Annotated in this window: 28 protein-coding genes and 2 tRNA genes; 18 read left to right on the forward strand and 12 right to left on the reverse strand. The window is 40.6% G+C overall.

The window, feature by feature from the left end:
- Positions 1–3 precede the first annotated feature (3 nt).
- Complete coding sequence (locus R2Q80_RS19905) at positions 4–2,433, reverse strand: BamA/TamA family outer membrane protein (RefSeq protein ID WP_316801291.1); 2,430 nt, start codon at positions 2,431–2,433, stop codon at positions 4–6.
- Here R2Q80_RS19905 and R2Q80_RS19910 point away from each other — a divergent pair.
- The 3 genes from R2Q80_RS19910 to R2Q80_RS19920 all read left to right on the forward strand — a co-directional run bounded on the left by R2Q80_RS19910 (position 2,424) and on the right by R2Q80_RS19920 (position 3,518).
- Positions 2,424–3,170: an RNA methyltransferase gene (locus tag R2Q80_RS19910; protein ID WP_316801292.1), complete on the forward strand. Its 747-nt coding sequence runs from the start codon at positions 2,424–2,426 to the stop codon at positions 3,168–3,170. The genes R2Q80_RS19905 and R2Q80_RS19910 overlap by 10 nt on opposite strands.
- Before the next feature lie 69 nt (positions 3,171–3,239).
- Positions 3,240–3,313: transfer RNA gene (locus tag R2Q80_RS19915), tRNA-Cys, on the forward strand.
- Between the two features lie 34 nt (positions 3,314–3,347).
- Positions 3,348–3,518, forward strand: a complete 171-nt coding sequence (locus R2Q80_RS19920) for a hypothetical protein (RefSeq protein WP_010602219.1) — start codon at positions 3,348–3,350, stop codon at positions 3,516–3,518.
- 133 nt (positions 3,519–3,651) lie between these two features.
- Here R2Q80_RS19920 and R2Q80_RS19925 read toward each other — a convergent pair whose 3' ends face one another.
- The 3 genes from R2Q80_RS19925 to R2Q80_RS19935 form a co-directional block, all read right to left on the reverse strand.
- Positions 3,652–4,683 carry a quinone-dependent dihydroorotate dehydrogenase gene (locus R2Q80_RS19925; RefSeq protein ID WP_316801293.1) on the reverse strand — a complete coding sequence of 344 codons (1,032 nt, stop codon included), beginning with the start codon at positions 4,681–4,683 and terminating at the stop codon, positions 3,652–3,654.
- Positions 4,684–4,767: 84 nt separating this feature from the next.
- On the reverse strand, positions 4,768–5,436 hold the full coding sequence (locus R2Q80_RS19930) for an NAD(P)-dependent oxidoreductase (protein WP_316801378.1): 669 nt from the start codon (positions 5,434–5,436) through the stop codon (positions 4,768–4,770).
- A 57-nt stretch (positions 5,437–5,493) separates the two neighbouring features.
- Positions 5,494–5,904, reverse strand: a complete 411-nt coding sequence (locus R2Q80_RS19935; protein ID WP_316801294.1) for an Rrf2 family transcriptional regulator — start codon at positions 5,902–5,904, stop codon at positions 5,494–5,496.
- Positions 5,905–6,070: 166 nt separating this feature from the next.
- On the opposite strand from R2Q80_RS19935, the gene R2Q80_RS19940 reads away from it, so the two are divergent.
- The 6 genes from R2Q80_RS19940 to R2Q80_RS19965 all read left to right on the forward strand — a co-directional run bounded on the left by R2Q80_RS19940 (position 6,071) and on the right by R2Q80_RS19965 (position 13,759).
- On the forward strand, positions 6,071–7,984 hold the full coding sequence (locus R2Q80_RS19940) for an ABC-F family ATP-binding cassette domain-containing protein (protein WP_316801295.1): 1,914 nt from the start codon (positions 6,071–6,073) through the stop codon (positions 7,982–7,984).
- Positions 7,985–8,081: 97 nt separating this feature from the next.
- Positions 8,082–9,359: a DUF5103 domain-containing protein gene (locus tag R2Q80_RS19945; protein WP_316801296.1), complete on the forward strand. Its 1,278-nt coding sequence runs from the start codon at positions 8,082–8,084 to the stop codon at positions 9,357–9,359.
- A 138-nt stretch (positions 9,360–9,497) separates the two neighbouring features.
- Positions 9,498–10,463: a formylglycine-generating enzyme family protein gene (locus tag R2Q80_RS19950; protein ID WP_410478770.1), complete on the forward strand. Its 966-nt coding sequence runs from the start codon at positions 9,498–9,500 to the stop codon at positions 10,461–10,463.
- 32 nt (positions 10,464–10,495) lie between these two features.
- Positions 10,496–11,815 (forward strand): Gfo/Idh/MocA family oxidoreductase, encoded by a 1,320-nt coding sequence (locus R2Q80_RS19955; protein WP_316801297.1) that lies wholly within the window; start codon positions 10,496–10,498, stop codon positions 11,813–11,815.
- Positions 11,816–11,821: 6 nt separating this feature from the next.
- Positions 11,822–12,814, forward strand: a complete 993-nt coding sequence (locus tag R2Q80_RS19960) for an FAD:protein FMN transferase (RefSeq protein ID WP_316801298.1) — start codon at positions 11,822–11,824, stop codon at positions 12,812–12,814.
- Between the two features lie 24 nt (positions 12,815–12,838).
- On the forward strand, positions 12,839–13,759 hold the full coding sequence (locus R2Q80_RS19965; RefSeq protein ID WP_316801299.1) for a hydroxypyruvate isomerase family protein: 921 nt from the start codon (positions 12,839–12,841) through the stop codon (positions 13,757–13,759).
- Between the two features lie 36 nt (positions 13,760–13,795).
- Here R2Q80_RS19965 and R2Q80_RS19970 read toward each other — a convergent pair whose 3' ends face one another.
- Positions 13,796–13,972, reverse strand: coding sequence for a hypothetical protein (locus R2Q80_RS19970; RefSeq protein WP_316801300.1), 177 nt, complete (start codon positions 13,970–13,972; stop codon positions 13,796–13,798).
- Between the two features lie 179 nt (positions 13,973–14,151).
- Between R2Q80_RS19970 and R2Q80_RS19975 the strand changes: the two genes are divergently transcribed.
- Together R2Q80_RS19975 and R2Q80_RS19980 are read left to right on the forward strand one after the other, a co-directional pair.
- Entirely contained in the window at positions 14,152–14,673 is a 522-nt protein-coding gene (locus R2Q80_RS19975) for an acyl-CoA thioesterase (RefSeq protein ID WP_047799459.1), read from the forward strand.
- Between the two features lie 70 nt (positions 14,674–14,743).
- Positions 14,744–15,931 carry a sodium:proton antiporter gene (locus tag R2Q80_RS19980; RefSeq protein WP_316801301.1) on the forward strand — a complete coding sequence of 396 codons (1,188 nt, stop codon included), beginning with the start codon at positions 14,744–14,746 and terminating at the stop codon, positions 15,929–15,931.
- On the opposite strand, the gene R2Q80_RS19985 is transcribed toward R2Q80_RS19980, so the two are convergent.
- Together R2Q80_RS19985 and R2Q80_RS19990 are read right to left on the reverse strand one after the other, a co-directional pair.
- Entirely contained in the window at positions 15,921–16,490 is a 570-nt protein-coding gene (locus R2Q80_RS19985) for a hypothetical protein (RefSeq protein WP_316801302.1), read from the reverse strand. The genes R2Q80_RS19980 and R2Q80_RS19985 overlap by 11 nt on opposite strands.
- A 37-nt stretch (positions 16,491–16,527) precedes the next feature.
- A complete protein-coding gene (locus R2Q80_RS19990) occupies positions 16,528–16,932 on the reverse strand; it encodes an EVE domain-containing protein (RefSeq protein ID WP_316801303.1) in 405 nt (134 codons plus the stop codon).
- Between the two features lie 139 nt (positions 16,933–17,071).
- Here R2Q80_RS19990 and R2Q80_RS19995 point away from each other — a divergent pair, with 139 nt between their 5' ends.
- The 6 genes from R2Q80_RS19995 to R2Q80_RS20020 all read left to right on the forward strand — a co-directional run bounded on the left by R2Q80_RS19995 (position 17,072) and on the right by R2Q80_RS20020 (position 20,595).
- Positions 17,072–17,866 (forward strand): SDR family oxidoreductase, encoded by a 795-nt coding sequence (locus R2Q80_RS19995; RefSeq protein WP_316801304.1) that lies wholly within the window; start codon positions 17,072–17,074, stop codon positions 17,864–17,866.
- A 210-nt stretch (positions 17,867–18,076) separates the two neighbouring features.
- Positions 18,077–18,883, forward strand: coding sequence for a phytanoyl-CoA dioxygenase family protein (locus tag R2Q80_RS20000; RefSeq protein ID WP_316801305.1), 807 nt, complete (start codon positions 18,077–18,079; stop codon positions 18,881–18,883).
- Between the two features lie 153 nt (positions 18,884–19,036).
- Entirely contained in the window at positions 19,037–19,723 is a 687-nt protein-coding gene (locus R2Q80_RS20005; RefSeq protein ID WP_316801306.1) for a CDP-alcohol phosphatidyltransferase family protein, read from the forward strand.
- Complete coding sequence (locus tag R2Q80_RS20010; protein WP_316801307.1) at positions 19,720–20,142, forward strand: GtrA family protein; 423 nt, start codon at positions 19,720–19,722, stop codon at positions 20,140–20,142. Before R2Q80_RS20005 ends, R2Q80_RS20010 begins: the two co-directional genes overlap by 4 nt.
- A gap of 157 nt (positions 20,143–20,299) precedes the next feature.
- Positions 20,300–20,371: transfer RNA gene (locus R2Q80_RS20015), tRNA-Cys, on the forward strand.
- Positions 20,372–20,394: 23 nt separating this feature from the next.
- Positions 20,395–20,595, forward strand: a complete 201-nt coding sequence (locus R2Q80_RS20020) for a hypothetical protein (protein WP_316801308.1) — start codon at positions 20,395–20,397, stop codon at positions 20,593–20,595.
- Here the strand turns inward: R2Q80_RS20020 and R2Q80_RS20025 are convergent.
- Both R2Q80_RS20025 and holA read right to left on the reverse strand, forming a co-directional pair.
- On the reverse strand, positions 20,582–20,944 hold the full coding sequence (locus tag R2Q80_RS20025; RefSeq protein ID WP_316801309.1) for a VOC family protein: 363 nt from the start codon (positions 20,942–20,944) through the stop codon (positions 20,582–20,584). The genes R2Q80_RS20020 and R2Q80_RS20025 overlap by 14 nt on opposite strands.
- A 68-nt stretch (positions 20,945–21,012) precedes the next feature.
- A complete protein-coding gene (gene holA / locus R2Q80_RS20030) occupies positions 21,013–22,035 on the reverse strand; it encodes a DNA polymerase III subunit delta (RefSeq protein WP_316801310.1) in 1,023 nt (340 codons plus the stop codon).
- A gap of 122 nt (positions 22,036–22,157) precedes the next feature.
- Here holA and R2Q80_RS20035 point away from each other — a divergent pair, with 122 nt between their 5' ends.
- Positions 22,158–22,616 carry a type I restriction enzyme HsdR N-terminal domain-containing protein gene (locus tag R2Q80_RS20035; protein WP_316801311.1) on the forward strand — a complete coding sequence of 153 codons (459 nt, stop codon included), beginning with the start codon at positions 22,158–22,160 and terminating at the stop codon, positions 22,614–22,616.
- 29 nt (positions 22,617–22,645) lie between these two features.
- On the opposite strand, the gene R2Q80_RS20040 is transcribed toward R2Q80_RS20035, so the two are convergent.
- The 3 genes from R2Q80_RS20040 to R2Q80_RS20050 all read right to left on the reverse strand — a co-directional run bounded on the left by R2Q80_RS20040 (position 22,646) and on the right by R2Q80_RS20050 (position 26,677).
- Positions 22,646–23,839 (reverse strand): Gfo/Idh/MocA family oxidoreductase, encoded by a 1,194-nt coding sequence (locus R2Q80_RS20040; protein WP_316801312.1) that lies wholly within the window; start codon positions 23,837–23,839, stop codon positions 22,646–22,648.
- 28 nt (positions 23,840–23,867) lie between these two features.
- Positions 23,868–25,232 (reverse strand): DUF1080 domain-containing protein, encoded by a 1,365-nt coding sequence (locus tag R2Q80_RS20045; RefSeq protein ID WP_316801313.1) that lies wholly within the window; start codon positions 25,230–25,232, stop codon positions 23,868–23,870.
- Positions 25,233–25,321: 89 nt separating this feature from the next.
- Positions 25,322–26,677, reverse strand: a complete 1,356-nt coding sequence (locus R2Q80_RS20050) for a Gfo/Idh/MocA family protein (protein ID WP_316801314.1) — start codon at positions 26,675–26,677, stop codon at positions 25,322–25,324.
- Positions 26,678–26,838 lie beyond the last annotated feature (161 nt).

Here is a 26,838-nt window from a genome sequence, read left to right on the forward strand (position 1 = left end):
CGCCTAAAACGGCATGCCTATACCAAAATTATACTGCAAAAAGCGGTAGGTATCTGGTCCATGTGTAGCATTATAGGTATTTTTAAAGTCGCGGGCACCGCCTATAAACTTTCCGATTACCCACTGCTCTGATCCGCTAAACTGAGGATCCTTAAGCTTTAGTCCAACATCAAACCTGAATACAAAATACTGAACGTCGTACCTCAGTCCGAGACCTGTACCAATGGCCACCTGTTGAGCCAATTTACTCAGTTTGAACATCTTTTCTTCAGCATATAAATCACCGGCGTCTCTGGATAAATTCCATACATTCCCCATGTCCACAAATGCTGCTCCCTTTAGGCTTGCTCCAAAAAACTTGCTGGTGATTAAGTACCGGTATTCCAGGTTGGCCTCAAGCCGCAAGTCTCCTAACTGATCTAAACCAAAAACCGCTTTCCTTTCTTCATCCGAAGCTAAAACTGCCCTGTTATAATTCCCCGGACCAAGCGTTCTGGCCTGCCAGGCCCTTACGCCACTCGATCCGCCCGCAAAGAATTTCTTTTCGAATGGAATGGTTACCGAATTACCATATGCATAACCAATACCGGTATTTAAACGGGCAACAAACTGCCGGTTGCCACCCAGGTGTTTATACCAGCGTATATCAATCTCCGGACGTACATACTGATTGTAAGGCAGTCCGAAAATCGTTCCGTAATCCCGTTGAGTACTGTCGCCATTGATAAAGTTATTGGGATTATGGCGATTGCCTCCAATTCTTGAAATGGCCTGAAGCATATTACCAGCCATATCAATATTCCCCCTGAAATAAACAAAGCTTCTCAGTTGCTGAAGTTTATCTGCATTTAATGAGTAAGTATATTTAATGCCCAGTGTTAAATCCTTTCTACCAAGCAGGTCGATATAATACTGATTGTTTAAGAGGGTGTTTAAATCAATGTTCTCGGTTTGCAGGTTACCGAAACGGTACTCAAAATTCAACGGCGTTAAAGAATGTAACTTCGACTTCGTCTCCACCCAATCGTAAGTAATGGAATTGATTAATATACGACGGGTTAAAATATCTTTTTGCAGGGCATAGATGTAGCTGGAGGAGAAAGTAGTATGTGGCATACCATTTCCACCCAGAACGGGGTTATAAAAGGGAATCAGCAATCGCGGAACCGTGATACTGGCACTGACAGAGAAATCGCGCTGATAAATATCCTTAAAAGGCGATGTTCCACCACCTATACGCGATTGTAAGCCGCCCTTAACCTGGAGTTCGAAACGTTCGGCCCCTCTGAAAAAGTTGTTATTGGTATAGGTATTACTTAAGTTGAAACCTACCGTTCCGCCGTTGAATGGAACCTCTCCTTCTACCCGGTTGCTCATGACCTTTTGAGGGGTAAGCAGGATGATGGTATTGACTTTGTTTGAAGTACTGTCCCGTCTGTAGTAATCAATCTTTACATTCTTAAAGATATTGAGTTCATATAAACGATCGTAGGTTAAATTTTCATTTCGGATATCATATATTTCTCCCTGTTTCAGGAAGTCATATCTTACAATCGGGTTCCTGCGATAACGACGGGAAAAGTCAGTATAAATAATGCCATTAACGGTGTCCTTGCTTAACTTATAACGTGCTGAATCGGGCAAGCCATCAGGATTTGGCGCAATAAGTAAGTGCGTATAACCAATGTAAAACTGTTTGTGAGGGCCATTTGCCGGGTCGGTAACATTAAGGTTCAGATCAATTTTATTGGTTTTAGAGCTGGCCTCAGCACCATACACATCGAAATTAACATAAGGCCTTAGGAAATAAAAGTAACCGTTCTCCTTCATTAATTTATAAATCTGTTCGCGTTCATAAGATAGCGAATCCTCATCGTACTGTGCACCCACCCGTAAATGGGTTAAACCAGGTTTATTCGATTCGTAAAGTGCTTTGATATTTTTATTGGGAATAGAATCACTTAACTTTTCTATAAAATAAGCCGGTCCGGGTTTTGCACTGAACTTCACTTCTGCCTTTTTGTTGGCTACCTTAATATCGGAAGTTACCTGCGCCTGGAAATAACCCTTGCTCTTTAAGAATTTCTGAATCTGGGTTCTGGAAATCTCGACCAAAGTACTATCCAGAATGGCTGGAGGGGTACCGAATGGCTTAATATCACTCGTTTTATACCTGCCGTCTTTGGTATTAAACAGGTTATAAAGCGGCACATTGATACTGTAGTTCGATGCAGGACGGATATCTTTCTGAACATAGTTGTAAGCCTGTTCTTCAAACTTCTTATCCACACTATCTATCGTCACCTTTTTTACAATAGATTGGTAATCGGCAATGTATTTTGTTGATGAACAAGCCTGTATTAAAACAATAATAAATAGTAATATTGCAGTGCTTTTCAGTTTAATATTTATTAAGTAATGGTATGCTTTCAAAGTCTCAGATTAGTTTTATTAAGTCTTTACATCAAAAAAAGTATCGCAAAGAACATGGCTTATTCTTAGTTGAAGGTATTAAATCCATTAAAGAATTTATAAACTCCAGCTACCAGATTCATTCCATATTTTACAACAACGAACAATCCGGTTTGTTACCCAAATTGCCTGCAAATATAAACTTATTTGAAGTAAACAACGCTGAATTAGGCAAGATTAGTACATTACAAACCCCACAAGGATTTTTGGCACTGATTCATACTAAGGAAAACACAGAAATGAGCCTGCAGCAACTAAAAAACCGTTTTACTTTGGTTTTAGATGGGGTACAGGATCCCGGAAATATGGGAACGATTATCAGAACTGCAGATTGGTTTGGTTTTAAGAACATTGTTTGCTCAGAAGATTGTGTTGAAGTCTTCAATCCAAAAACGGTTCAGGCTACTATGGGCTCTTTGGCCAGGGTAGAAATTTATGTTGAAAGCCTCAGTAACTTTCTTGACCGCAGTCAGCTCCCTGTTTTCGGTGCTTTGTTAGATGGAGAATCCATCTATCAAATGGACTGGGGTACCGAAGGGCTTGTGATTTTAGGTAATGAAGGGAAAGGAATCTCGCCGGAAATCATAAAGAAAATAAACAAACCCGTTACGATTCCAAGATTTGGTGAAGCAGAGTCGTTAAATGTTGCAGTGAGCGCCGCAATCTTTTGCTCTGAATTAGTGCAAGTTAAAAATTAAACCAAGAATAATTGAGATATTATTTGCGGACTAAGTTATAATTGCTATTTTTGCAACCTTGAATTTCAAGGTCGAGTGGCCGAGTGGCTAGGCAGAGGTCTGCAAAACCTTCTACAGCGGTTCGAATCCGCTCTCGACCTCCATTTGTACAAAATAAAATAATAAAAGGTTATTACCATGGCAGTTACCAGATTAAAAAGAAAAGACAGAAGAAATAAAAATACAGCTCACCAAGAGGTAGCATTTTTAAAAAGAGCAACTAACATTGAGTTAGGAAGCCGTTCTGCACAACCTAAAAACGATCAATTAGCTAAAAACAATGCTGTTTTAGCTGGCTTGGCAAAATAGTTTTTAGATATTCTTCTAAAGAATTTAAAGCATCCTTCTGATCAAAGGATGCTTTTTTTATGCCTTGAATTTTCATAAATACTGTACAGCAAAAGATTAACTTGGCAGAATGTTATCCTGTCAGAACCTCTTTTTACTTCACCAAGGCTTTGCAGATCGATCTGATCAGGCCCGGACCTTCATAAATAAAACCCGTGTACAACTGAACCAGACTGGCCCCCGCATCTAATTTCTCCTGCGCATCTTTAGCAGAGTGAATCCCTCCTACTCCGATAATAGGAAAAGCTTTATTGGATTTATCGGAGAGATATTTAATTACTTCTGTAGAACGTTCCTTAACAGGCTTGCCACTTAAACCACCGGTTTCTGCAGCCAGGCTTTTCCCGGTTGCAAGATTATCCCTGCTGATGGTTGTATTGGTTGCAATAATGCCGGCAATTTTAGTCTCCGCAACAATTTCGATGATATCATCCAGTTGTGCATCGGTTAAATCGGGTGCTATTTTCAGTAAAATAGGCCGGGAAATGTCGTTTTTACGATTGCGTTGCTGTAAGGTGTTCAGAATTTTTTTGAGTGGTTCTTTTTCCTGGAGTTCGCGCAGACCCGGCGTATTTGGAGAACTTACATTTACCACAAAATAATCAACCACATCAAATAATCTGTCGAAGCATTTGATATAGTCGCTAACCGCATCTTCGTTTGGGGTAGCCTTATTTTTACCAATGTTACCACCTACAACAATATCCGGGTGTTTATCTTTAAGCAACCGTAAACGCTCTGCCATTACATCTACACCTTTATTGTTAAAACCCATCCTGTTGATTAAGGCCTCGTCATTAGGCAAGCGAAACATACGGGGCTTATCATTACCTGGCTGGGGCATCGGGGTAACTGTACCTACTTCAATAAAACCAAATCCAAGGTTATTCAAAGCTTCCACATACTCCCCGTTCTTATCAAAGCCTGCGGCCAACCCAACAGGGTTCCGAAACTTGATCCCGAAAACTTCTTTCTCCAGGCCTTTAATGTGAACATCAAAACTGCTCCGGATAATTGTTTTACCCAGTGGAAACTTGTCGTTAAACCATTTTAACCGCTTAACAACGAAATAGTGAACGTTTTCAGGGTCAAACTTAAAGAAGATTGGTTTAATGATGCGATACATGCAACGAAGATAGATAAAAAATAGAAAATGTGAAACGGATTACGCCCCAGCATCTCCATCTCACATTTTAAATTTTACCTGGCTTTAATAGGCAGCAGTAAACTGCTCCTGGTGGTGTGCGTTGTTTTCAAGTTCATCAGCAAGTACGATTGATAAATCTTCTGCTGATAAAACAGAGCGACCTTCCTCATTAAAAACAGGAGAAGTTTTACCCAGGCGGTATTTACCTGTCCGTCCGATGGTGATACCAGGATGCATTTCAATCGCAGGACTAAAAAATAACCAGTCCAGTTCTTTCTCTTGTTTTAAAGTATTGAAATAATCTCTTACCGCTGATGCACCCGGATAAATTTCTGCAGGAAACTCAGGACCATCAACCAGTTGCTTTCCGTCAATTTGTAAGGTACCGGCACCACCGATAAAAATATAACGTTTTACGCCCGATGCTTTAACCGCTTTCTGAATGGCTTCAGCACCCGCAATGGTATCATTATAAAGATTTGGATTTGTCCAGCCTGCGTTAAATGCACTGATTACCGCATCAGCTCCTTTTAAAGCTTCGGCCAGTCTCTCCGTATCCAGCACGTCTGCTGAAACTTTTTTCACTTTTTCATCACTGTTTTCAATCTTGTCAGTGTCGCGGGCAATGGCAATCACTTCAGTTCCACGGCTTACCAATTCGTTTAAAAGGGCTTTACCCACAAAGCCTGAGGCTCCGATTAATGCTACTTTCATGTTGTTTATTTTTGTTATTAAATGATTAAATTCTTATTGTAATGTATTTTGTTACAGTTTACCCTAAAAAAAATGCTACTTAAATTTTGCAGCAAAAGCTGCCAGTGTTTGTTTTGATAAACGATCAATCAAGGCCTGCTCTGCATCAATATACAGGTCATTCAGATGCTGATTAATTTGTCTCCCAACAGGGCACTTAGGATTCGGTTCATTTTTACTCTGTCCTAAAATATTAACATTCTTTACAGCCTTATACACCTCCCCAAGGTTAATATCAGCAGCGCTCTTAGCCAGAAACGACCCTCCGCCCTTTCCTTCTTTACTATCTACAAAGCCATGTTTACGCAAATTCATAATTTCTTTGCGAACCAGAACCGGATTGATGTTAATGCTGCCCGCTAAAAAATCAGAGCTCACCATCTCCCCTTTCGCATCTTCGAGCAAAGTAAGAATATGAAGGGACACCGGAAACCTGCTGCTGTTCATTCTGTAATTATTTTTATTACAGTACAAAAGTATACAATTTTTAATCAATTCAAAATAAAAAACCAAAAGCTTTTGCGCGTGATATAAAAACATCAAATAGCCCAGCCGTTTCTATTTCATTTCTAACCCAAAAAAAGGCTTTTAAATTCGTACTTTTGCAGCCGAAATGATTTCAATAAATAATTTAACATTCCTGATTGGCTCGAGAGCCTTGTACGATGAAGCAAACTGGCACATTAAACCGGGCGACAGAGCCGGATTAATCGGCGCTAACGGAACAGGAAAATCAACACTATTAAAATTAATTGTAGGTGAATATGCGCCAAGTTCGGGCACAATTTCCATGTCGAAAGACCTGAAAATCGGTTACCTGAACCAGGATTTACTTTCCTATGAATCGCACCATAGCATTCTGCATGTGGCCATGGAAGCTTTCGAGCGCCAGAATCAGCTGCATGATGAAATTGAAGAATTACTGAAGAAAATTGAAACCGACTACAGTGAGGAGGTTTTATATAAACTGAGCGACAAACAGCAGGAATTTGAAGCCCTGGATGGTTACAATATTGAATACCGCGCAAATGAAATTTTAGCAGGCCTGGGTTTTAGTACTGCAGATCAGCACCGCCCGCTAAATACCTTTTCAGGAGGTTGGAGAATGCGGGTAATGCTGGCAAAGATTCTGTTGCAAAATCCGGATATCCTGCTGCTGGATGAGCCTACCAACCACATGGATTTACCATCGATTAAATGGCTGGAAAATTACCTGGCTGGTTTTGAAGGGGCCATTGTCATCGTATCTCACGATAGATATTTCCTGGATAAAATTGTGAACCGTACAGTTGAATCGCGTAAAGGAAAACTTACCGTATATGCCGGAAACTATAGCTTCTATGTAGAAGAAAAAGCTTTGCGCGGCGAAATACAGAAGGGTGAATTTAAAAACCAGCAGGCTAAAATTAAGCAGGAAGAACGATTAATTGAGCGTTTCAAGGCGAAAGCATCAAAAGCAAAAATGGCACAGTCGCGTATGAAGGCGCTGGATAAAATGGAGCGTATTGATGATGTTGATGATGAAAACCCTACGGTTAATTTTAGCTTCAAGTTTACCAAACCTTCAGGCCGGCACGTAGTGCGTATAGAACATGCCACTAAGCACTACCCTAATGTACATATTCTGGAAGATGCTGAAGCGGTAATTGAAAAAGGCGATAAAATTGCGCTGATTGGAGCCAATGGTAAAGGTAAATCTACGCTGTTGAGAATGATTGCAGGAACAGAAAAATTCGACGGATTTTGCGAAACCGGCCATAACGTAACCACTACTTTCTTTGCGCAGCACCAGTTGGAATCTTTGCACCTGGGTAACTCCATCCTCGAAGAACTACAGGCATTTGCACCTAAACACAGCGACACTGAATTACGTAGTATTTTAGGATGCTTCCTGTTTACCGGCGATGATGTTTTCAAAAAAATCAAAGTACTTTCAGGTGGTGAAAAATCGCGTGTGGCTTTGGCAAAATCATTAACTACAGATTCAAACTTCCTGATTCTGGATGAGCCAACCAACCACCTTGATATTCAATCGGTAAATATTTTAATTCAGGCATTAGATCAGTTCGAGGGAACCTTTATTGCTGTATCTCACGACAGGTACTTCCTGGATAATGTGGCCAACAAAATCTGGTTTATCGAAGGCGAAAAAATCAAACAGTATCCCGGTACTTATGAAGAATACGAAGAATGGAACAGCAAACGTGAAATTCCTGTTTCAAAACCTATTCCGGTTAAATTGCCTGAAAAACCAAAAGAAAAAGAAGCCCCTAAGCCTACCAGCCCGAATACCGCTAATCAGTTAAAGAAATTAAATGATGAACTGAAAAAAGTGGAAACGGTGATTGCAGAGCAGGAAATAACTATTAAAGATATAGAACTGGAACTTGCCAACGAACAGGTTTACAGTGATGCTGCTAAACTGGCAGAAGCCAACAAGCGCTACCTTTCCGCAAAGAAGGATTTAGAAAGCAGTCAGGCGAAATGGGAAACATTAGCCACAGAAATTATGGATCTGGAAGGTTAATACATTAGCCTGGTATTCATATAAAATATTAGCCACAGAAATTCTGTGGCTTTTTTTATACCTTTTGATCTCTGGTTATTATCCTGTAATTTTAACCATGCAAAAACTAATCGCAGTACTTCTGATCTTTACCTCCACCTTTTGTTTTGCTCAAAGTGATAAAACCTTCACTAATGATAATAAGATATATCTCCCAAACATTAAAACCGTACTTTGCTATAATGCTGCGAAAGAACAGAGCATCCCGTTAATATTACTGAATTCAGCTGAAACGATTGCTTTCTCCTTCGACGATCTTCTTGGAGGAACTAAAAACTACTGGTACAGCATAGAACATTGCACATCGGACTGGCAAACCTCAAGGATTTCAACAATGGACTACCTTCAGGGATTCGACAGCGACCGCATTATCAATTATAAATACTCATCTAACACAACCGGGAAATACACCCATTATGAACTGAGTTTCCCAAATACGCAGTTACAACCCAAAATTGGAGGGAATTATATTTTAAAGGTATATCTGGATGGTGATAAGAATAAACCCGTTATCTCTCAAAGGTTTTTTGTTGTTGAAAGTCAGCTTGCGGTAGCAGCAGAGATTACCAATTCCATACAGGTGGCCGACCGGAATACAAAGCAAAAAATTAACTTTACAATTAACCATTCTATATCCATCCCTAATCCTTACCAGGATTTGAAAGCGATAGTAATGCAGAACTTCGATCCCTATACCGCACAGATCAATACAAAACCTGCGTTTGTAAGACCTAACCAATTGGTTTATAACGACGTGAATACCAATGATTTTTGGGGTAATAATGAATTTAGAAAATTTGATACCCGAAGCCTACGCTTTAAGGGGGCCAATGTCAAAGACATTTACCGTGACAATGAAACAGTAAATGTGATGCTTTTTCAGGATGCGCCATTAAATGGTGGTGCATTTGCGAACCAGTTCGACGAGAATGGAAATTTTTTCATCAGAAATACTGATGGCAGGGATGATAAAACTGAAGCGGAGTATATGGGTGTGCTTTTTACCCTGAATGCTACAGCGCCTGGTACAAATGGAGATGCGTATGTAATCGGCCGATTCAACAACTATACACTGAGCCCCGAAAACAAATTAATATATGATGCCGGCAGAAAACAGTTTTACGGCAACATCATGTTGAAACAAGGCTTATACGATTACCAGTATGCCTGGTTTAATAAGGATACGAAAACCCTGGAAATGCAACCTTTTGAGGGCTCGTTTTTCCAGACGGAAAATAGCTACCAGATATTTGTCTATTATAAAAAACCCGGTGCGCGTTGGGAAACTTTAGTGGGATATACCAATTTAAGCAACAAGGTAACTGATCAGCGATAAAACCTTTTAGCTGACTCAATTTAAATAAAACCTAGTGTTTTTGTTACATAAATTTTCTTGATTTAAGAATTGGTTAATTACTTTAGCATTCAGATAAAGTAACACAAAATGCTCTTCATCCGGCATTTCTAACCAATTATGATGTTTAAGAAATTTATTGCGCCAGCTTTAATACTCCTTTCTTTTGGGAAAAACTATGCCCAGGAATTTAAATCATATACACAAAATATTGATGGTACAAAATTGACTTTCGATATGCAGGCCATACCGGCGGGTACCTTTAAAATGGGTAGCAAAACCGGAAAAGCCGACGAACAGCCGGTTCATGATGTAAAACTTGATGCTTTCTGGATGGGTAAATACGAGGTAACCTGGAATATTTTTGAGCCCTTTCTTTATCGTGATTATGAGAAGCAGGCCAGTATCACTGCAGTTCCGGCTGAGGTTGACGCGGTGACAAGGCCAACTAAACCCTATCTGGATATGACCTTTGGCATGGGTAAAGAAAACCAGCCGGCAATAGCTATGACCCAGTACAATGCCATTCAGTTCTGCAAATGGCTTTACGTTCGTACAGGAGTTTTCTACCGACTCCCAACAGAAGCAGAATGGGAATATGCCTGTAAAGCGGGAACAGCAACCGCATATTCTTTCGGCAGTGACTCCAAAAAACTAGGGGAATATGCCTGGTTTAAAGATAATAGTGATAACAAAACACATCCTGTAGGACTAAAGCAACCTAATGCATGGGGCTTATATGACATGCATGGAAACGTTAGCGAATGGACTTACGATCAATACCTTGCTGATTTCTATAGTCAGGCTAATGGTAAGGTAGCCGTAAATCCAATTGCTACACCCGATAAACTGTATCCTCATTCGTTACGTGGTGGATCGTATGATGAAACGCCGGATCATTTAACCTCAACAGTCAGGCTGGCATCCGACCCTTCATGGAAACAGCTCGATCCTCAGATCCCGAAAAGTAACTGGTGGTTCCCAGAGGCGCCTTTTGTAGGGATAAGACTGGTTCGTCCAGCCAAAACACCTTCAAAAACTGAAATAGATGCCTATTATAATAAGCAACCAATCAAAGATCTTTAGCTAGTTAACACACAAAACCTACCAAACCCTAAATGAAAAAAGAACCAAACACACAAGAAAGACGCGACTTTCTAAAAGCTTCTGCCCTGCTGGCCGGAGGAACCATTTTAAGCAGCATTCCGCTTACAGGTGCATTTGCTTCAGGAACCGACACCATCCGGATCGCCCTGATTGGTTGTGGCGACCGCGGAACAGGAGCAGCATTCCAGGCACTCAGCACTAAATTTAATCTGAAACTCGTGGCCATGGCAGATGCATTTCAAGATCGCCTGGATAGCAGTTATCAATCATTAAGCTCAAAATTTGCAGCGAAGATGGATGTGCCCAAAGAACGTCAGTTTGTAGGCTTCGATGCTTACCTGAAAGCAATCCCGCTAGCCGACGTGGTACTTCTGGTTACTCCCCCGGGGTTCAGGCCCATTCATTTTGAAGAAGCAGTTAAGCAAGGTAAACACGTGTTTATGGAAAAGCCCGTTGCCGTAGATGCTCCTGGAATCAGAAAGGTGCTGGCAGCTGCTGAAGAAGCGAAAAAGAAAAAATTAAACGTGGTGGTAGGATTGCAGCGCCGCTACCAGAGCAACTACCGCGAGGCCATGAAACGGATACAGGATGGCGCAATTGGCGAAATCGTATCTGGACAGGTATATTGGAACAGCGGGGGTGTTTGGGTGCGCCCGCGTACAGTGAACCAGACTGAAATGGAATATCAGATGCGTAACTGGTATTATTTTAACTGGCTATGCGGCGACCATATTGTAGAACAGCATGTACATAACATTGATATTGCAAACTGGATTACAGGAGCGCATCCGGTTTCAGTAGAAGGCACCGGAAGCAGGGCCTGGCGCACAGGAAAGGATTATGGGGAAATCTACGATAACCACGCCAATGAGTTTACCTATGCCAACGGTGCTAAAATTTACAGTCAGTGCAGGCACTTCGAAGGAACCCGTAACCGTGTTGATGAGACTTTTCAGGGAACCAAAGGTAAAGTATATCTTTCCGCAGGCAATCAGGCCATCATATGGGATGCCAATGGAAAAGAAATTTATAACCACAATACCAAAGGCAATGCAAATCCTTACCAAACGGAACATGATGAGCTTTTTGAAGCAATCTCCAAAGGAGAGTATAAATTCCAGAATGCTGATTATGGTGCAACCACAACTTTCTCGGGCATTATTGGCCGTTATGCTACCTATTCAGGCCAGACCATAAAATGGGATGAAGCACTCGCTGCAAATAACAGTTTATTACCTGAGCGCTTTGCATGGGATGCTAATCCACAATTAATGCCTGATGCAAATGGACTTTACCCAGTTCCCATGCCTGGTAAAACTAAAGTACTATAGGTTATCATGTATAGATTTCTGTTCCTTTGCTTTCCTGTTTTGTTTGGCTTTTTTACCCGTAACGAAGTGCGGCAGTTCAAAATTACAGGTTATGCACAGGGAACAGATTATACCATAACCTATTATGCAACGGATAGTGTCGCGACAAAAAAAGGAATTGATAGTCTGCTCGACGACATTGATCAGTCCATGTCTTTATACAAGGCAAACTCGTTAATCAGCCGCTTTAATTCATCCACAAGTCAAATCAACACTGATCATTATCTGGATGCCGTTTTGAAGAGAAGTTTTGAAATCAATAAAGATACAAAGGGAATTTTCGACATAACGGTGGCGCCGCTTGTTCAGGCCTGGGGATTTGGCCCGCAAAAAGTGGATCAGAAACCTGACAGCGCAGAAATAAAATCTATTTTAGCTTGTGTAGGCATGGAAAACCTACATGTTGAAAATGGTTCGCTAACCAAAACCAAACCATGCGTACAAATTGATCTAAACGGAATAGCGCAGGGCTACAGCGTAGATTTAATTGCCGGTTACCTGGAAAAGAAAGGAATCAAAACCTACATCGCAGAATTGGGCGGCGAACTCAGAATTTCCGGTCCTAAACCCGATGGAATAGCAATGAAAATCGGCATTGAAGGACCAGATGAGCATGATGAACCCGCAATAAGGCATATTGCAATGGTAAACAGCGGAGCCATCACTACCTCTGGAAATTACCGGAAATTTCATCAGAGCGGAAAGAAAAAGATTTCTCACCTGATCAATGCCAGAACCGGATACCCCCTTGAAAATGAAATGATCAGTGTTACCGTTTATGCTAAAGACGCCATTACAGCCGATGGTTACGATAATGCCCTGATGGGGATGCACCTGAAAGATGCACTGCATTTTGTGGAACAAAGAAAAGACCTGGAAGCTTATTTCGTTTACCACCGCAAAGACGGATCTATTGCCGACACACTTTCTGCCGGCTTCAAAAAAATAATAAAAGAATAAGCCTTTACATTTAAAAACAAAAAAATGAAAAGAAGTGAATTTATACGAAACAGCCTGTTAACAGCCGGTGCGATTACCGCAGGAACCGGTTTCAGTAATGCTTTTGGGGGAGAACAGCAGGTTACTGCCGACCGGGTGTTCAACCTCGACTACGCGCCACACCAGGGGATGTTTGAAAACCATGCAGGAAAGAATTTTCTCGATCAGATTCAGTTTATGTATGATAAAGGCTTCCGTTCTATAGAGGATAACGGCTATCTGAACAGATCTGTAGAAGAACAGGATAAAATTGGAAACCTCCTGGCTAAGTTAGGTATGAGGATGGGCGTTTTTGTAGTGGATGGTGGCGACAACTGGAAAACTTCACTGACCACCGGAAAGAAAGAGTTTAAAGACAAATTTGTAGAAACCTGTAAAAAATCAGTTGAGGCCGCAAAACGTTGTAATGCCAAATGGGTAACCGTAGTACCCGGCTTTTACGAACGGAACCTGCCTTATGGTAACCAGTTTGCCAATGTAATAGATGCCATGCGGGCAGGAGCAGAAATTTTCGAGCCTCATGGTATAATTATGGTGCTGGAAACGCTGAGTGATACCCCGGAGCTTTTCCTCCAGAAAACCAATGAAACCTACGCGGTATGCAAAGCAGTAAAAAGTCCATCATGCAAAATCTTATATGATATTTACCACATGCAGCGCACTGAAGGCGATTTGATTAAAACTATAGACCGTTGCTGGGATGAAATCGCTTATATTCAAATTGGAGATAACCCGGGTAGAAAAGAACCGACCACTGGCGAAATCAACTATAAAAACCTGTTTAAGCACCTGCATCAAAAGGGCTATAAAGGTGTAATGGGGATGGAGCACGGCAATTTCAAAGGAGGGAAAGAAGGCGAACTGGCCGTAATTGCAGCTTATCGTAAAGAAGATAGTTTTATGTAACCAACAGAATGGGTATTGAATTGGTTAAGTGCTTAGTCAGCTAATCAATTCAACAATGACTATGAATGTACTGGCTTTGTAAGCTGGCGGCAGCCAAACGCCGGTTACTCCCATTTCTTTTAAACGGGCGGCTTCATTTGCTACTTTCAGCCATAAGTTCTGGTCTTCATTATAGTACCAGTGGAAAAATTGTATGAGTGTAAGGTTCCGCATTATTTTCAGCTTAAAACATGGGCTTCGATCAATAGTTTCAAAGTTCACATTCCTGATGTTGAAACAGGCCTGAATAATGTGTAATTAATCATTATTGACATTACGACGATAATTCCTTTACACAGAATACCAAATAAGCAATATTTTGCTGTACATTTTAATTACTTTTGCGCTCAGTTATGAGTTTGAAAAAGAAATTTGCCAAAGAGAGTTTTACGATAATGAATGAGCTGGTATTACCAAATGATACCAACACCTTAAACAATTTAATGGGCGGCCGTTTGTTACACTGGATGGATATCGCAGCAGCAATTTCAGCTCAAAAACATTGCAACCGCATTGTAGTAACCGCCTCGGTAGATAATGTTTCTTTCAAACAACCTATAAAACTGGGCGATGTAATCACAATTGAAGCTAAAGTGACCCGCGCGTTTAACACCTCTGTCGAGGTTCGTTTGGATGTTTGGTCTGAAAATATTCCGAGTGGCGCACGCCAGAAAAGCAATGAAGCTTACTATACTTTTGTGGCAGTTGATCAAAGCGCAAGAACCATACCTGTGGCAGAAGTAATACCGGAAACCCCAGAAGAAGTGGAATTGTATGATGGCGCTTTAAGACGCCGCCAGCTTCGCCTTGTTTTAGGCGGTAAAATGAGTCCTGACGATGCCAGCGAACTAAAAGCTTTATTCTTTAAAGCATAATTTTTACATAAACTTGCCCCTCGCTTAATTTGATTGTTTTATTTTAGCGGCTTACCCTAGGCTGAAAAATATGACAACCTATACCATTCTTATTATTTTAAGCGGATTAGTAATTTTCTCTTATCTGTTTGATTTAGTGTCTAGTAGAACAAAAATACCATCGGTTTTATTGCTCTTACTGCTTGGCATAGGCTTGAGGTTTCTGGTAGATTCTTTAAAAATCCAGACCTTTAATTTTCTATCTATCCTACCTACTCTTGGTACCGTAGGCCTGATTTTAATTGTATTTGAGGGCTCTCTGGAATTAAAATACGACCGGAATAAGAACAAACTTATTAGAAGTGCCTTTTTATCAGCGCTGACCATTTTGCTGGGAACAATTACCGTCATTACGCTAATCGTTTATCAGATCACTCATCACAATTTGTATACGTGCATTGCAAATGCAATTCCCTTTAGCGTTATCAGCTCGGCAATTGCCATACCATCAGCAGCGGCATTAAATAAATCTGATAAAGAGTTTGTCATTTACGAATCGTCTTTCTCCGATATTCTGGGCATCATCATCTTTAATTTCGCAATCACTAATCATTCCGTTACGCCCTCTGCATTTATTGGCCTCGGCTTAAGCACCTTTCTAATTATTTTGCTTTCGGCTATAGCTTGTGTAGTACTGCTATATATCATGGGAAAACTGGTTCATCACATCAAGTTTTTCCTGATCATCTCCATCCTGATATTGGTTTACGCCATTGGTCAATCCTATCATCTATCGTCGCTGGTACTGATATTGAGTACAGGATTGTTTTTGAACAATGCCGATACCATTCAAAATATGTGGTTCAGAAGTGTTTTTATTTATAAAAACTTATCAAACGATCTTTCACAGCTTTATCAGTTATCTGCAGAAAGTGCTTTCATTCTGCGCACATTTTTCTTTGTGATTTTTGGGTTTACCATGAATATCGGCGAGCTAAACAATAAACTGATCCTGGCAAATGGTTTTTTCATACTGATCAGCATCTATCTGATCCGGGTATTTTTCTTAAAAGTATTCAAGAACGGCGGCGTATCTCCAATTTTATTTATCGCACCCCGTGGTTTGATTAGCATTTTACTTTACTTTAACTTACCTGCATCGCTTAAGGTAATTGAAGTAGGTCCGTCATTTTTATTCCTCGTTGTATTGGGATCGAGCATTGTAATGACGCTCGGCATCACACTAAGCAAAAGAAAAACAGAAGAGATTACGGTTTAAACTGACTGGAAATCTCCCTCATCTTTCTCAATTCTGCCAAAACATCGGGGTTTGACTGGTAGTAAATCGAGTAATAATTCAACTCCTGCCACTTGATCTTTTCATTGGCATGATTTCCACTGAATCTGAACAACGCCTGGTTTGGGTTAATGGACTGAATTGGTAATGCCAGTCCATTTGCAATGGCTGTTCCAATCACAGAAAAGAATGTGGTCGCTAATTCTTGTTCGGGAGTAGGCATTTCATTTCCCCATTTATCAACCATTTTGCCGTTTGAGTTGAGCTTGTACTCTTGGGGATCCGAGCCTGTTTTTATCAAATCAATTACATGATAAGCTTTTTTACCTCCCCGTATGCGGATTGTCTTAATGGTTTTAGTCTCGATTTTCACAAAATTTCCCGCAGCATTTAATATCACATTTGAAGAGTCTACTTTATAGAGTATCCCTTTGTATTTATCAGACTGGGTTTTAACGATAGCTATATAAGGTTCAACGGTTTGCGCTGTAGTTCGCGAAATGATTAAACCCAGAATGAGCGTTAAATAGATAGTTTTCATTTCATTACGGTTTATGCTAGGAAAAGGAAACTGACCATCAGCTTCCCATTTCCAAAATCTTATCAAATTCTTCGGCTTTTAAAGACATCACAGAAAGGCGACCTTGTCTAACCAATGATATATCGCTAAGGCTGGGTTCAGCTTTGATCTGCTCCAGCGATACGGGATGCTTTAATGTCTCTACCGGAGCGAGATCTACAACAACCCAGTTGGCATCATCCGTAGTAGGATCCTGGTAAAACTCTTTAACCACTTTCGCAATACCAACTACATTTTTTCCTTCATTACTATGATAGAACAATACCAGATCACCCTGCTCCATTGCTTTCAGATTGTTTCTGGCCTGGTAATTACGGACACCATCCCAAAAGGTGCGCCCATCTTCATTAAATTTTTCCCAACTGTATTTAAAAGGTTCACTTTTTACTAACCAATGATTCATGTCTATCTCTATTAATGATTCAAAACTACCAAAACGAAGTGAATTTGAAAACAAACCAAAGCGTCAATTACATATTGTTTTGAGAAAATAAAGCAACATGAGATATTATATGATATTTTAGGGCACTGAAAATATACGTATGGAAAAAGATCTGAGTCAAAAAACATGTGCACTGGTTACAGGAGCCAGTAAAGGATTAGGCAAATCATTTGCTATAGAACTGGCAAAGAAAGGATATAACCTTGCTTTGGTTGCGAGGTCTGAAGCGGAACTTGCCGGAATTTGCAAAGAACTTTCCAGTCAATACGGCATAACAGCAACTTTTTTAGCGATTGATCTGGCTGAAGGCGCTTCACCTGAAACAGTATTAAACTGGGTATCAGAAAATGACTTGAAGATTTCGGTATTAATCAACAACGCGGGATATGGCTTGTGGGGCAATTTCTCTTCTTTAGACTTATCTGCTCAAATGGATATGTGCAAATTAAATATGGATACGGTAGTGAAACTATGTCACCTTTTTATACCCCGCTTGCTTTTAGAAAAAGAAACATATATCCTGAATGTTTCCAGTACCGCAGCCTATCAGGCTGTTCCAACACTTGCTATCTATTCAGCTACCAAATCATTTATTCTTTCCTTTACCAGAGCACTGCGCTTTGAACATAGGGAAAGTAACCTATCCATTACCTGCCTAAGCCCGGGACCTGTCGACACGGGGTTTGCCCACAGAGCTGGACTGGATGCTTTTAGCAAGATGGCTGAAAAGTTTAACATGAAACCCAATGAGGTTGCAAAAATAGGCCTAAACGGCTTGTTCGGCCGCAAATCAGAAGTCATTCCAGGCTTCACCAATCTAATTAGCGTGTACTCCAACAGAATCCTGCCTAAGTTCTTCATCGAAAAGATGGCGGCAGGAATTTATAAAACCTGATTTATTTCAAGAAAAAGCATTTTAAATTCTTTGGAATGTTAAAAAAAGATTACGTTTGTATTAAATACTACCAAATCGATAGATTATGTATAAGTATAGCTACTTATCTTACACTCAGACACAGAACCACTCGCGAATGCGAATGTGCTGCTGTTGTTCATAATATTCTATCAACCAATTCTACATTTCCTTAATTTAAACTTTTACTATATGGCATCCTCGTATCCAACCTTTACCCTATCAGAAAAACTAACCTCAGAACAGATTGATTTTTTCAATACGCACGGTTTCATCCATTTCAAAAACTTCATCGAGAAGTCTACAGTTGCCTCCATTAATCAGGCTTCAAAAGAAGTGCAAAGAGATTGGATTAACGCAGACATCCGTAAAATAAATGGTGTTCCTATTAAATATGGAACCGATTTAGATGGTTCCAGAATTGTTCAGCGTTTTGCATTCATCAACCAGCACCATAAAACCTTAAGTGGTTTATTACTTGATCCAAGAATTTCAGCTTTACTTCCCCTGGCCGGAGAAGATTCAAGATTAGGCACGGAAGAGAAAGACGGAATGGTCTTCAATCACTACGTGAATGGCCCCGATAGCAGTTTCACTAAAATGGGTTGGCACACCGATGGATTGAGAGATATTTTTTATGGTGGAAAACTGAATCCAATGCTAAATGTGGGAATCCACCTGACTACTCAGAACCCACGGAATGGTGGATTGAAAATTATACCAGGAACACATAAACAAAGTATTTACCAGATGCTTTTCCGTAAAAAATATTTTTTAGATAATAAACCAGACAGAGATGAGGTTTCCATCCTGCCAGAAGCAGGTGACCTAACTGTTCATGACGGAAGATTATGGCATAGAGTCGCAGAATCATCAATTCGTGGAGAAGAAAGCAGAAGAAAGGTCATTTATATTCCAATCATAGCTGGTAAATATGCACCTAAAAATGAAAATAGTCCAACAGTATTTTATCAGCGTTTTGCTGGAATAGTGAAATAGCAATATGATCTTTATCTTAATTTTTAGTTATCTCGCCAAAACCGGAAAACTTCGAAAACCCTTGCTGATCATAAAATCGTGTCAGAAAAAGATTTATAACATCTACAGACCAGAGGCAGCTGTAATTTCGGGCATTATTTTGTTAAGCTGCTGATGGCGGTAACCACTAAGGAGCAAATTACGGAGCGGAAGCAAATTTTTGCAGATCGTAAACGATCAAATTTGATGCGGAACGGTGAACAGTCTTTAATCCACTTTTTGCTTAAACATATTCCCGAATGGGTTTCACCAAATATCCTTACAGGTATTGGCATGCTCGGATCATTCATTGTATTCGGAGGGTTTACGCTTGCAGAGCACTATCATAAAAACTTTCTGCTGTTAGGTATAGTTGGACTGATCGTCAATTGGCTAGGCGATTCTCTTGATGGCAGATTGGCTTACTATCGAAATATTCCAAGAAAATGGTATGGCTTCGCTTTAGATATCATTATGGACTGGATGAGCATCATCCTCACAGGTTTAGGCTACTATTTTTACGCAAATGAGAGTGTTAAAGTTTTAGGTTTCCTTTTCGTAGTACTTTACGGATGGTCGATGATCATATCGCTGCTCAGATATAAGATAACAGATGTCTATCGGATCGATTCAGGTTGGTTCGGCCCCACTGAGCTCCGTGTACTAATCGCGCTGATTTTTATTGTAGAATGGCTATTTCCTCAAACCATTACATACTCTGCCGTGATCACCACGGCATCTTTATTCATCATCAATACGATTGACACCTATAAGTTACTGGAAGCTGGAAACGAGCGTGATCGGGAGGAAAAGTTAAAATGAAAAAGCGTAAATCAATAATAATATTCCTTAAGGCTCAGCTTTCAGCATTTTCAGGAGGAATGACCGATTATGCTTTGATGATATTTCTTACCGAGATTTTACACCTGCATTTCGTCTTTTCAATCCTGATTTCCGGAACCATTGGAGGAATTGTTAACTTTTCTTTAAACCGCCTTTGGGCGTTCAAAAATCAGTCAGGATACTCCGCAACACCTCAACAACAGTTAACAAGGTTTATCGGAGTAGTATTGGGTAGCATTTCATTGAAATCAGCCGGGACCTACCTGCTCCACCGGGCCATTAATTTGGATTATCGGATAGGTCGGTTACTAATCGACAGTATTGTTTCTTACGGGTTTAACTATCCACTGATGAAACACTGGGTTTTTAGATCCAGCAAAGCAGTCCAATCTCATTAATTGCCCCTAAAAGTACAGGATCTGCTTGACCATCCTGCACCGCAAAAATAAAATATCTACTTATTCTATAGAATATATATTAATTATGCTATATTTGCTTAGCAGTTCAGAATTTGAATGTCTAAAAAGATAACATTCATGGGAATTTGCACAACATAGTCATGTGGCCGAGTGGTTGAGGTACAGGTCTGCAAAACCTTTTACGGCGGTTCGAATCCGCCCATGACGTCAAAGAAATTGATAATTACAAAAATGCCATTACCTAACGACTGCCCGCTGGTCAGGGATTTTTTTAATATACCCGGAAATTGCGGTGCAACAAAAATTGATGATGAGGAAGATTACTTAATCGTCAATAGAAAAGAGGCGGAAGAGCCAAAGGAAACCGCGGGAGATACGGAAGACCCGCATCTCCATGAAGATGAAATCAATAAGGGTTTTAGCTTAATTTAAACGCAGGATTTTCGATTAAGCCGATAACATTTCCAAACGGATCGAAGATACTTCCAACCCAAACGTCTCCCCCAACATTATTCGGCTGCTCGTGAATATCAACATCCATACTGGCCAAACGATCAAAAGCCGATTTAATATTCTCAACACCCCAGTAGGTGATGGAATGGTTACCATTACTATAACCAGTATCATCCGGATTTAAACCCAGTTCGCAGCCACCAATATTATAACCAACATAATAGGCTTCGTCAAAATAGGGTTCAATCTCGAAAACCTTTTTATACCATTCTTTCGCAGCTTCTAATTCGCCAACGTAATACACAATCGTCCTAAGTCCCTGTAACATAGTTTATTTTTTAAATTAATGATTATCAATTGAGCAGTTAAATGGCTAAAAAACCATTCTTTTAACTTTTAATGAATGATTTTAAATACAAGTTCCTTAAGAAGTTCTCCATCATTTACATTCCCCGAACTGTCCAGCCCCTTACTCTTCAAATCATATTCCCGAAGCAGGCTGATGACCTGAAAAACTTTTCCTGCGTGATAATTTCGCGCTGCAACTTCATAATCCTTGATAAAAAAAGGGGGAACGCCTAATGCTGAAGCTGCATCAGCTTTATTAGGCACATAGTGATATTTCAGGAGCTTGGTAAAATATCCTCCTAAATTAGCCAGCACCATAACCATAGGATTTGCTTTGGGGTTGCTCGAGAAATAATTGATGATTCTGTTGCACTTCAATACGTCACGGATAGCAAGCGCTTTTTGGAGTTCGAAAACATTATACTCCTTGCTGATGCCGATATTTTTCTGAACCAGATCCGTATTTATCGTCATCTCTTTAGGCACATTGAGCATGAGTTTTTCAATCTCATTCGCAATCTTTGACAAATCAGTGCCGAGATATTCGGCCATTAACGCGGAAGCCTGCTGGTCTATCTTATAACCCTTTTCGCGTATAAATTCCTCAATCCACGGTACAAGTTTATAATCCCTAACCGCATCCGACTGAAAGATCAGTCCGCTTTTACTAATTGCCTTGTAAATTTTCTTCCGCTTATCAAAATTTGCATACTTAAATGCCAGTACTAAAATGGTGCTCGGTAAAGGCTTCTCGAAATAATTTAATACAAATTCAGCCTCCTTACTACCTGCGTCCTCCTTACCCCACTTTAAATCCTGCGCTTCTTTTACAATAACAACCTGGTATTCCGACATCATAGGGTAACGCTTGGCCGCGCCAAGAACAGTGCTCATATCAGTGTCCTTGCCATATAAAACCGTTTGATTAAAGCCTTTTTCTGCACTGTTTAACACGTTATCTTCTATGTAATCCGTTAGCTGGTCGATGTAATACGATTCCTCACCATGCAATAAATACACTGGCTTATACTTACGGGCTTTGATATCCTTGATAATTTCGGCGGCGGTCATAGCTGTAAAATTACAATTTAGCTTTTATGATTCTCGCAATTGTTTATAAACAATAGTAACTTTAGCCCGTCAGTTTTATTTGAATAACAGCACAAACCTGCAATCCACACCAGTGACTAAAAATGTTTAACCCTACCCCACTTAATCTTCCACCATACCCGTTTAAAATTACGAAGAAAGATGATGTGGTTTTTATTTTCGATGAACTAAGGAAAAAACATCTTGTTTTAACGCCCGAAGAGTGGGTACGCCAGCATTTTATACAGGATTTGATCGCCAGCAAAAAATTTCCTAAAACCCTGATTCAAATTGAAGGAGGCCTGGTATTAAATCAATTGCAAAAGCGTAGTGACATCCTGGTTTACAATACTGCCGGGGAAAAGCTGATGCTTATTGAATGTAAAGCGCCAAAAGTTAAAATTACCCAGGCCGTATTTGAGCAGGCTTCCCGATATAATTCTATTCACCAGGCCAGATGGATTGTTTTAACCAATGGCCTGCAGCATGTATATGCCAAAATGGATCTTAAAAATGGGAGTTTTGCTTTTACGCCTCAAATGCCAGAATATGCGGATCTATAACCCGCAATCGTTTAACCTTGTAATACCTGTCACAAGCCATATCCCTTTTTCCAAACCTGCTTGGTACCCGAATAGATTGCTTCATTACACATGGCTACGCAAATGGCAGCCTGGGTACCCGTGTTGATTCCAGATACAGGCTCCGAGCCGGTTATAACCGATTTATAAAATTCATCCAAAGCATAAATGGTCCCCTCTTTAGTCGGCTTGTCTAATATAGGAATGCCACCATCTTGATTCACAACAATCTTGGTAGCGCCACTTACCCCGTCAACAATTCCAAGTTCTTTTTTGGCGACCTCCTCAGGGTAAAAAACTCCTGTATCTGTTAATAATGACACAGTCCCTTTTGTCCCTTTAATTTTAAAAAGATAACCGTCATGCTTATTTCCACAAGTAGCGCCGAAGTTACCAATCATGCCTTTTTCTTTGTAACGAAGTATAGCCTGAATATTATCATAGGTTTCCCTGCCATCTTTGAAAACATCAATCCCCCCCGAACCTATAATTTCATCAGGTTGCGTTTCAAATGCCCAATTGATGAAATCGATCTGATGTGACAATAGTTCAGCAGCAAGCCCGCCAGAATACTCTTTATACATACGCCAGTTGATTTTACGCTCCAGAGACGGATCGGGCACAGGCCTGCGCCAGTTGGCATTCCGGTCCCAGCGACAATCAATTTGCGATACCTTGCCCAGGTATCCACTCTGAATCATATCCTTCACCTTGAAGTAAAGTGGCGAGTAACGGTATTGATAGCCAACCTGAAAAGTTCGTTGTTTTGAAAGATTTACCAGTTTTTTCAATTCAAGCGCCTGTTCAATACTGTAGGTCATTGTTTTTTCTACATACACATGCTTACCCGCAAGTACTGCATCTTTTGCAATTTTGAAATGCTCACTTAAGGGCGTTGCAATAAAAACAGCATCTATATTTTTATCGTTCAAAACCTGTTGATAATTCCTGATAGCCCTGGCCTCAGCAGGGACATGTTTTTCTGCTTCTTTCAATCTGAAATCCAGCACATCACAGTAAGCGGCCGTTCTGAATTTTGAAGGCATCGACTTTATTACCGACAGCACACCTTTGCCCCTGTCACCACAGCCAATCATTGCAATATTAATCACCCGATCTGCTTTTACACCAGCAAAGACTTCATTCCCCAATAACAAACCAGAACCTAGCAAAGCTGAATCCCTGATAAACGATCTACGATGCATTTTTACGCTATTTATTTAAAACAAAAGCCTATAACGACTTTATTTTTATTGTTCTGAAATCAACCTTGTTACCATGATCCTGCAATAAGATGTGTCCTTTAGGAGCTTCCCCGAAATTTTTCCAGTCTTTATATTTACTGATGGCCACAAGTTTTCTAAATTCTTCCGAACCACGCACATATTCCAGCACCTTAACCCCGTTTAAATAATGCTCTACCCTGTTATCAGGATAAACCACTACCCTTCCATTATTCCAGGATCCGATTGGACGCAGGTAACGGGGCTCCTTTTTAGATGTCATCAAATCATATAGCGATGCCAGCGTACGGTTTCCGTCTCTACCTAGTTTAGCATCAGGGTGAAGTACATCATCCAGAACCTGATACTCCAGACCAATTGCCGATCCCGTATTATTTTCACTCAGGGTAACAAAGTATTTAACTCCGCTGTTAGCACCGGGGGTAAGCTTAAACTCAAAAGACAAATCAAATGCGGAGAATTCTTCTTTGGTTACAATATCACCGCCATTGGTAGATTCTGCGCCCCCCGATGGCTCAACACTAATTACACCACTGGCAATTTTCCATCCCTTCTCCGGAAAAGCTGGTTTATAGGCGCCCTTCCAGCCTGCGTTACTTTTTCCATCAAACAGCAGTTTGTAGCCATTAGCTTTCTCGTATGCAGAAAGCGTATTTGGCGTTAAATTTACAGTATAAACGCCTTTCGGAAAAGTTTTTGCTTTTAAGCCTTCGGTCTGGATATTGATGTTTTTGAAATAAACTTTCTTTCCATCATTACCCAGTTCGTTTCCAATGCCATGTACCTGTAAACCAATGAAACCCGATTGATCTAATGTATCGATTACGTAGGCAACAGGTATTCCGTTAACCCAGGTTTTTAATTCATTACCAATGTTTTCGATCTTGTAATGGTTGAATTCATTCTTTTTATAAACCGATTTCGCCGGGGAATTAAGTTCAAGCGGATAAAGCCACAGTCGCCTGGCCTCATCATAAATCCCCCCTGTCCAGGCCCGCCCTGTAGGATCTATTTCAACCTGCCTGCCAAACACCAGCCCCTTGCCATTGTTGCCCTCTGCCTTGATATGACTACGGGTCTGAATCCCTGAGTTGGTCGTCTCACCTTCAAGCTTAACATCCAGTTCCAGAACAAAATCCCCATATTCCTGCTCAGTAATCAGAAATGAGTTTGGTGTGCCCTTTGTCATGGTCCCCACAATCATCCCGTCTTCCACCTTATATGGTGCAGCACCTGCAACAGCTTTCCAGCCTGTTAGCGTCTTGCCATCAAAAAGTGGCGTTGTTTTTTGCGCTGCCGAAGTTAAACTGGCAAATGTTAGCGCTAAAAATGTGTATCTCCTAATGTTTAACATTTATTTATGGTTTACAACCCTTTACATCTAAGTGCATCTTCGTTATTCAAACTTTTTGAACTTAGTTATCTTAGGTGGTGATAAATGATTTAATATTTAAAAACTTTGCCATTTGCAATCACTTCTTGCCTGCCCTCATCGAAAATGGATTTAGCACCTGTTCTAACCGCAGCATTGGTCATAATATTAGCAATAGAATGAGAATAACCAGCTTCAACCGGTGCATTAGGTGTTTTGCGGCTGCGCACGCATTCCATCCAGTTTCGCATGTGACCCGACGTTAGCGCATCCCCACCCATATTTGCCCCGGTGGCCGCTTTTATTTCAGTTTTACTCAGGTCGAATTCAGGTAAAAGATTAGCTTTTAAACCCATCGCAGCAGCCTCTCTTTCTTTCAATCCGCCTTTTGGCGAAACTTTATTGGTAATGAGGTTCAGTTCGCCGCCATTCGAATAGTACACTTCTCCTACATCGCCCACACTGTTTTGCATCCTTGAGGTGAAAGTTACCTGAAAACCATCCGTAGTATCTGGCTGACCATAATCGAAAACAGCAACCATAGAATCCCAGTTCCTGCGTCCGTCTTTCCAGGTATAAATGCCGCCGTTAGCAACAACACTCCTCGGGTGCTTTAATCCTGTAAACCAATGAACCGTATCAATCTGATGCGACATCCACTGTCCGGGCATACCTGAAGAGTAAGGCCAGAATAACCGGTACTCCAGATACTTACGTGGATCGAAACTCTCGGAAGGCCTGTTTAATAAAAACCTTTTCCAGTCAATATCTTCTTCTTTCAGTTCAGCAACAAGATCAGGTCTTCGCCACCGTCCCGGCTGGTTTACATTCCATACCAGATCAACAGCGGTAATGGGCCCAAACTTCCCTTGCTGTATAAATTTGGCCGCATTTACATAGTTTTCACCGCTTCTGCGCTGCGAGCCAATCTGCACAATCCGATCTGTCGCCTTTACCGCTTTAAGCGCTGCCTTAGCATCATCCATAGTTTCAGCAAAAGGTTTTTCTACATAGGCATCACAGTTGGCTTTCACCGCTTCTATCGTATGTAAAGCATGCTGAAAATCAGCCGTACTGATAATGACAGCATCCAGATCTTTGGTCGCATAAAGCTCCTCATTGTTCCGGCAAGCTTTGATATCATGTCCAAATTTATCTTTTAAATGAGCGATACCTAAATCCCGCCGGTAGTTCCACAAATCAGATAATCCCACAATATCAAAATTGAGCTCCTTATTGTGGTTTAAAAAACAGGGTAGTAGGGTATCCTTAAACCGGTCCGAAAAGCCAACAACGCCCACACGGACACGATCGTTGGCACCGATAATCCGGCCGTAGCTTTTGGCACTCATCCCCATTGTTCCGGCATAGGTAGCTGCAGCAAAAATGGCCGATTGCTTAATAAATTTTCTCCTTGGGTTTTCCATGGTTAATATAAGGTTAGATAAATAAAACGCTTACAAGTAAACCGATTTATTTATCCTAAAATATGGTTAATAAAACCAAACCCTGAATTCTCCTAGGTAATATTTTTGAAACCTTTAGATAGCGAATGAAGTCAACTGATTTTTTTCTTTGAAAAAATGAT

Source organism: Pedobacter frigidisoli (assembly GCF_032678525.1).
Taxonomy (GTDB): Bacteria; Bacteroidota; Bacteroidia; order Sphingobacteriales; family Sphingobacteriaceae; genus Pedobacter; species Pedobacter frigidisoli_A.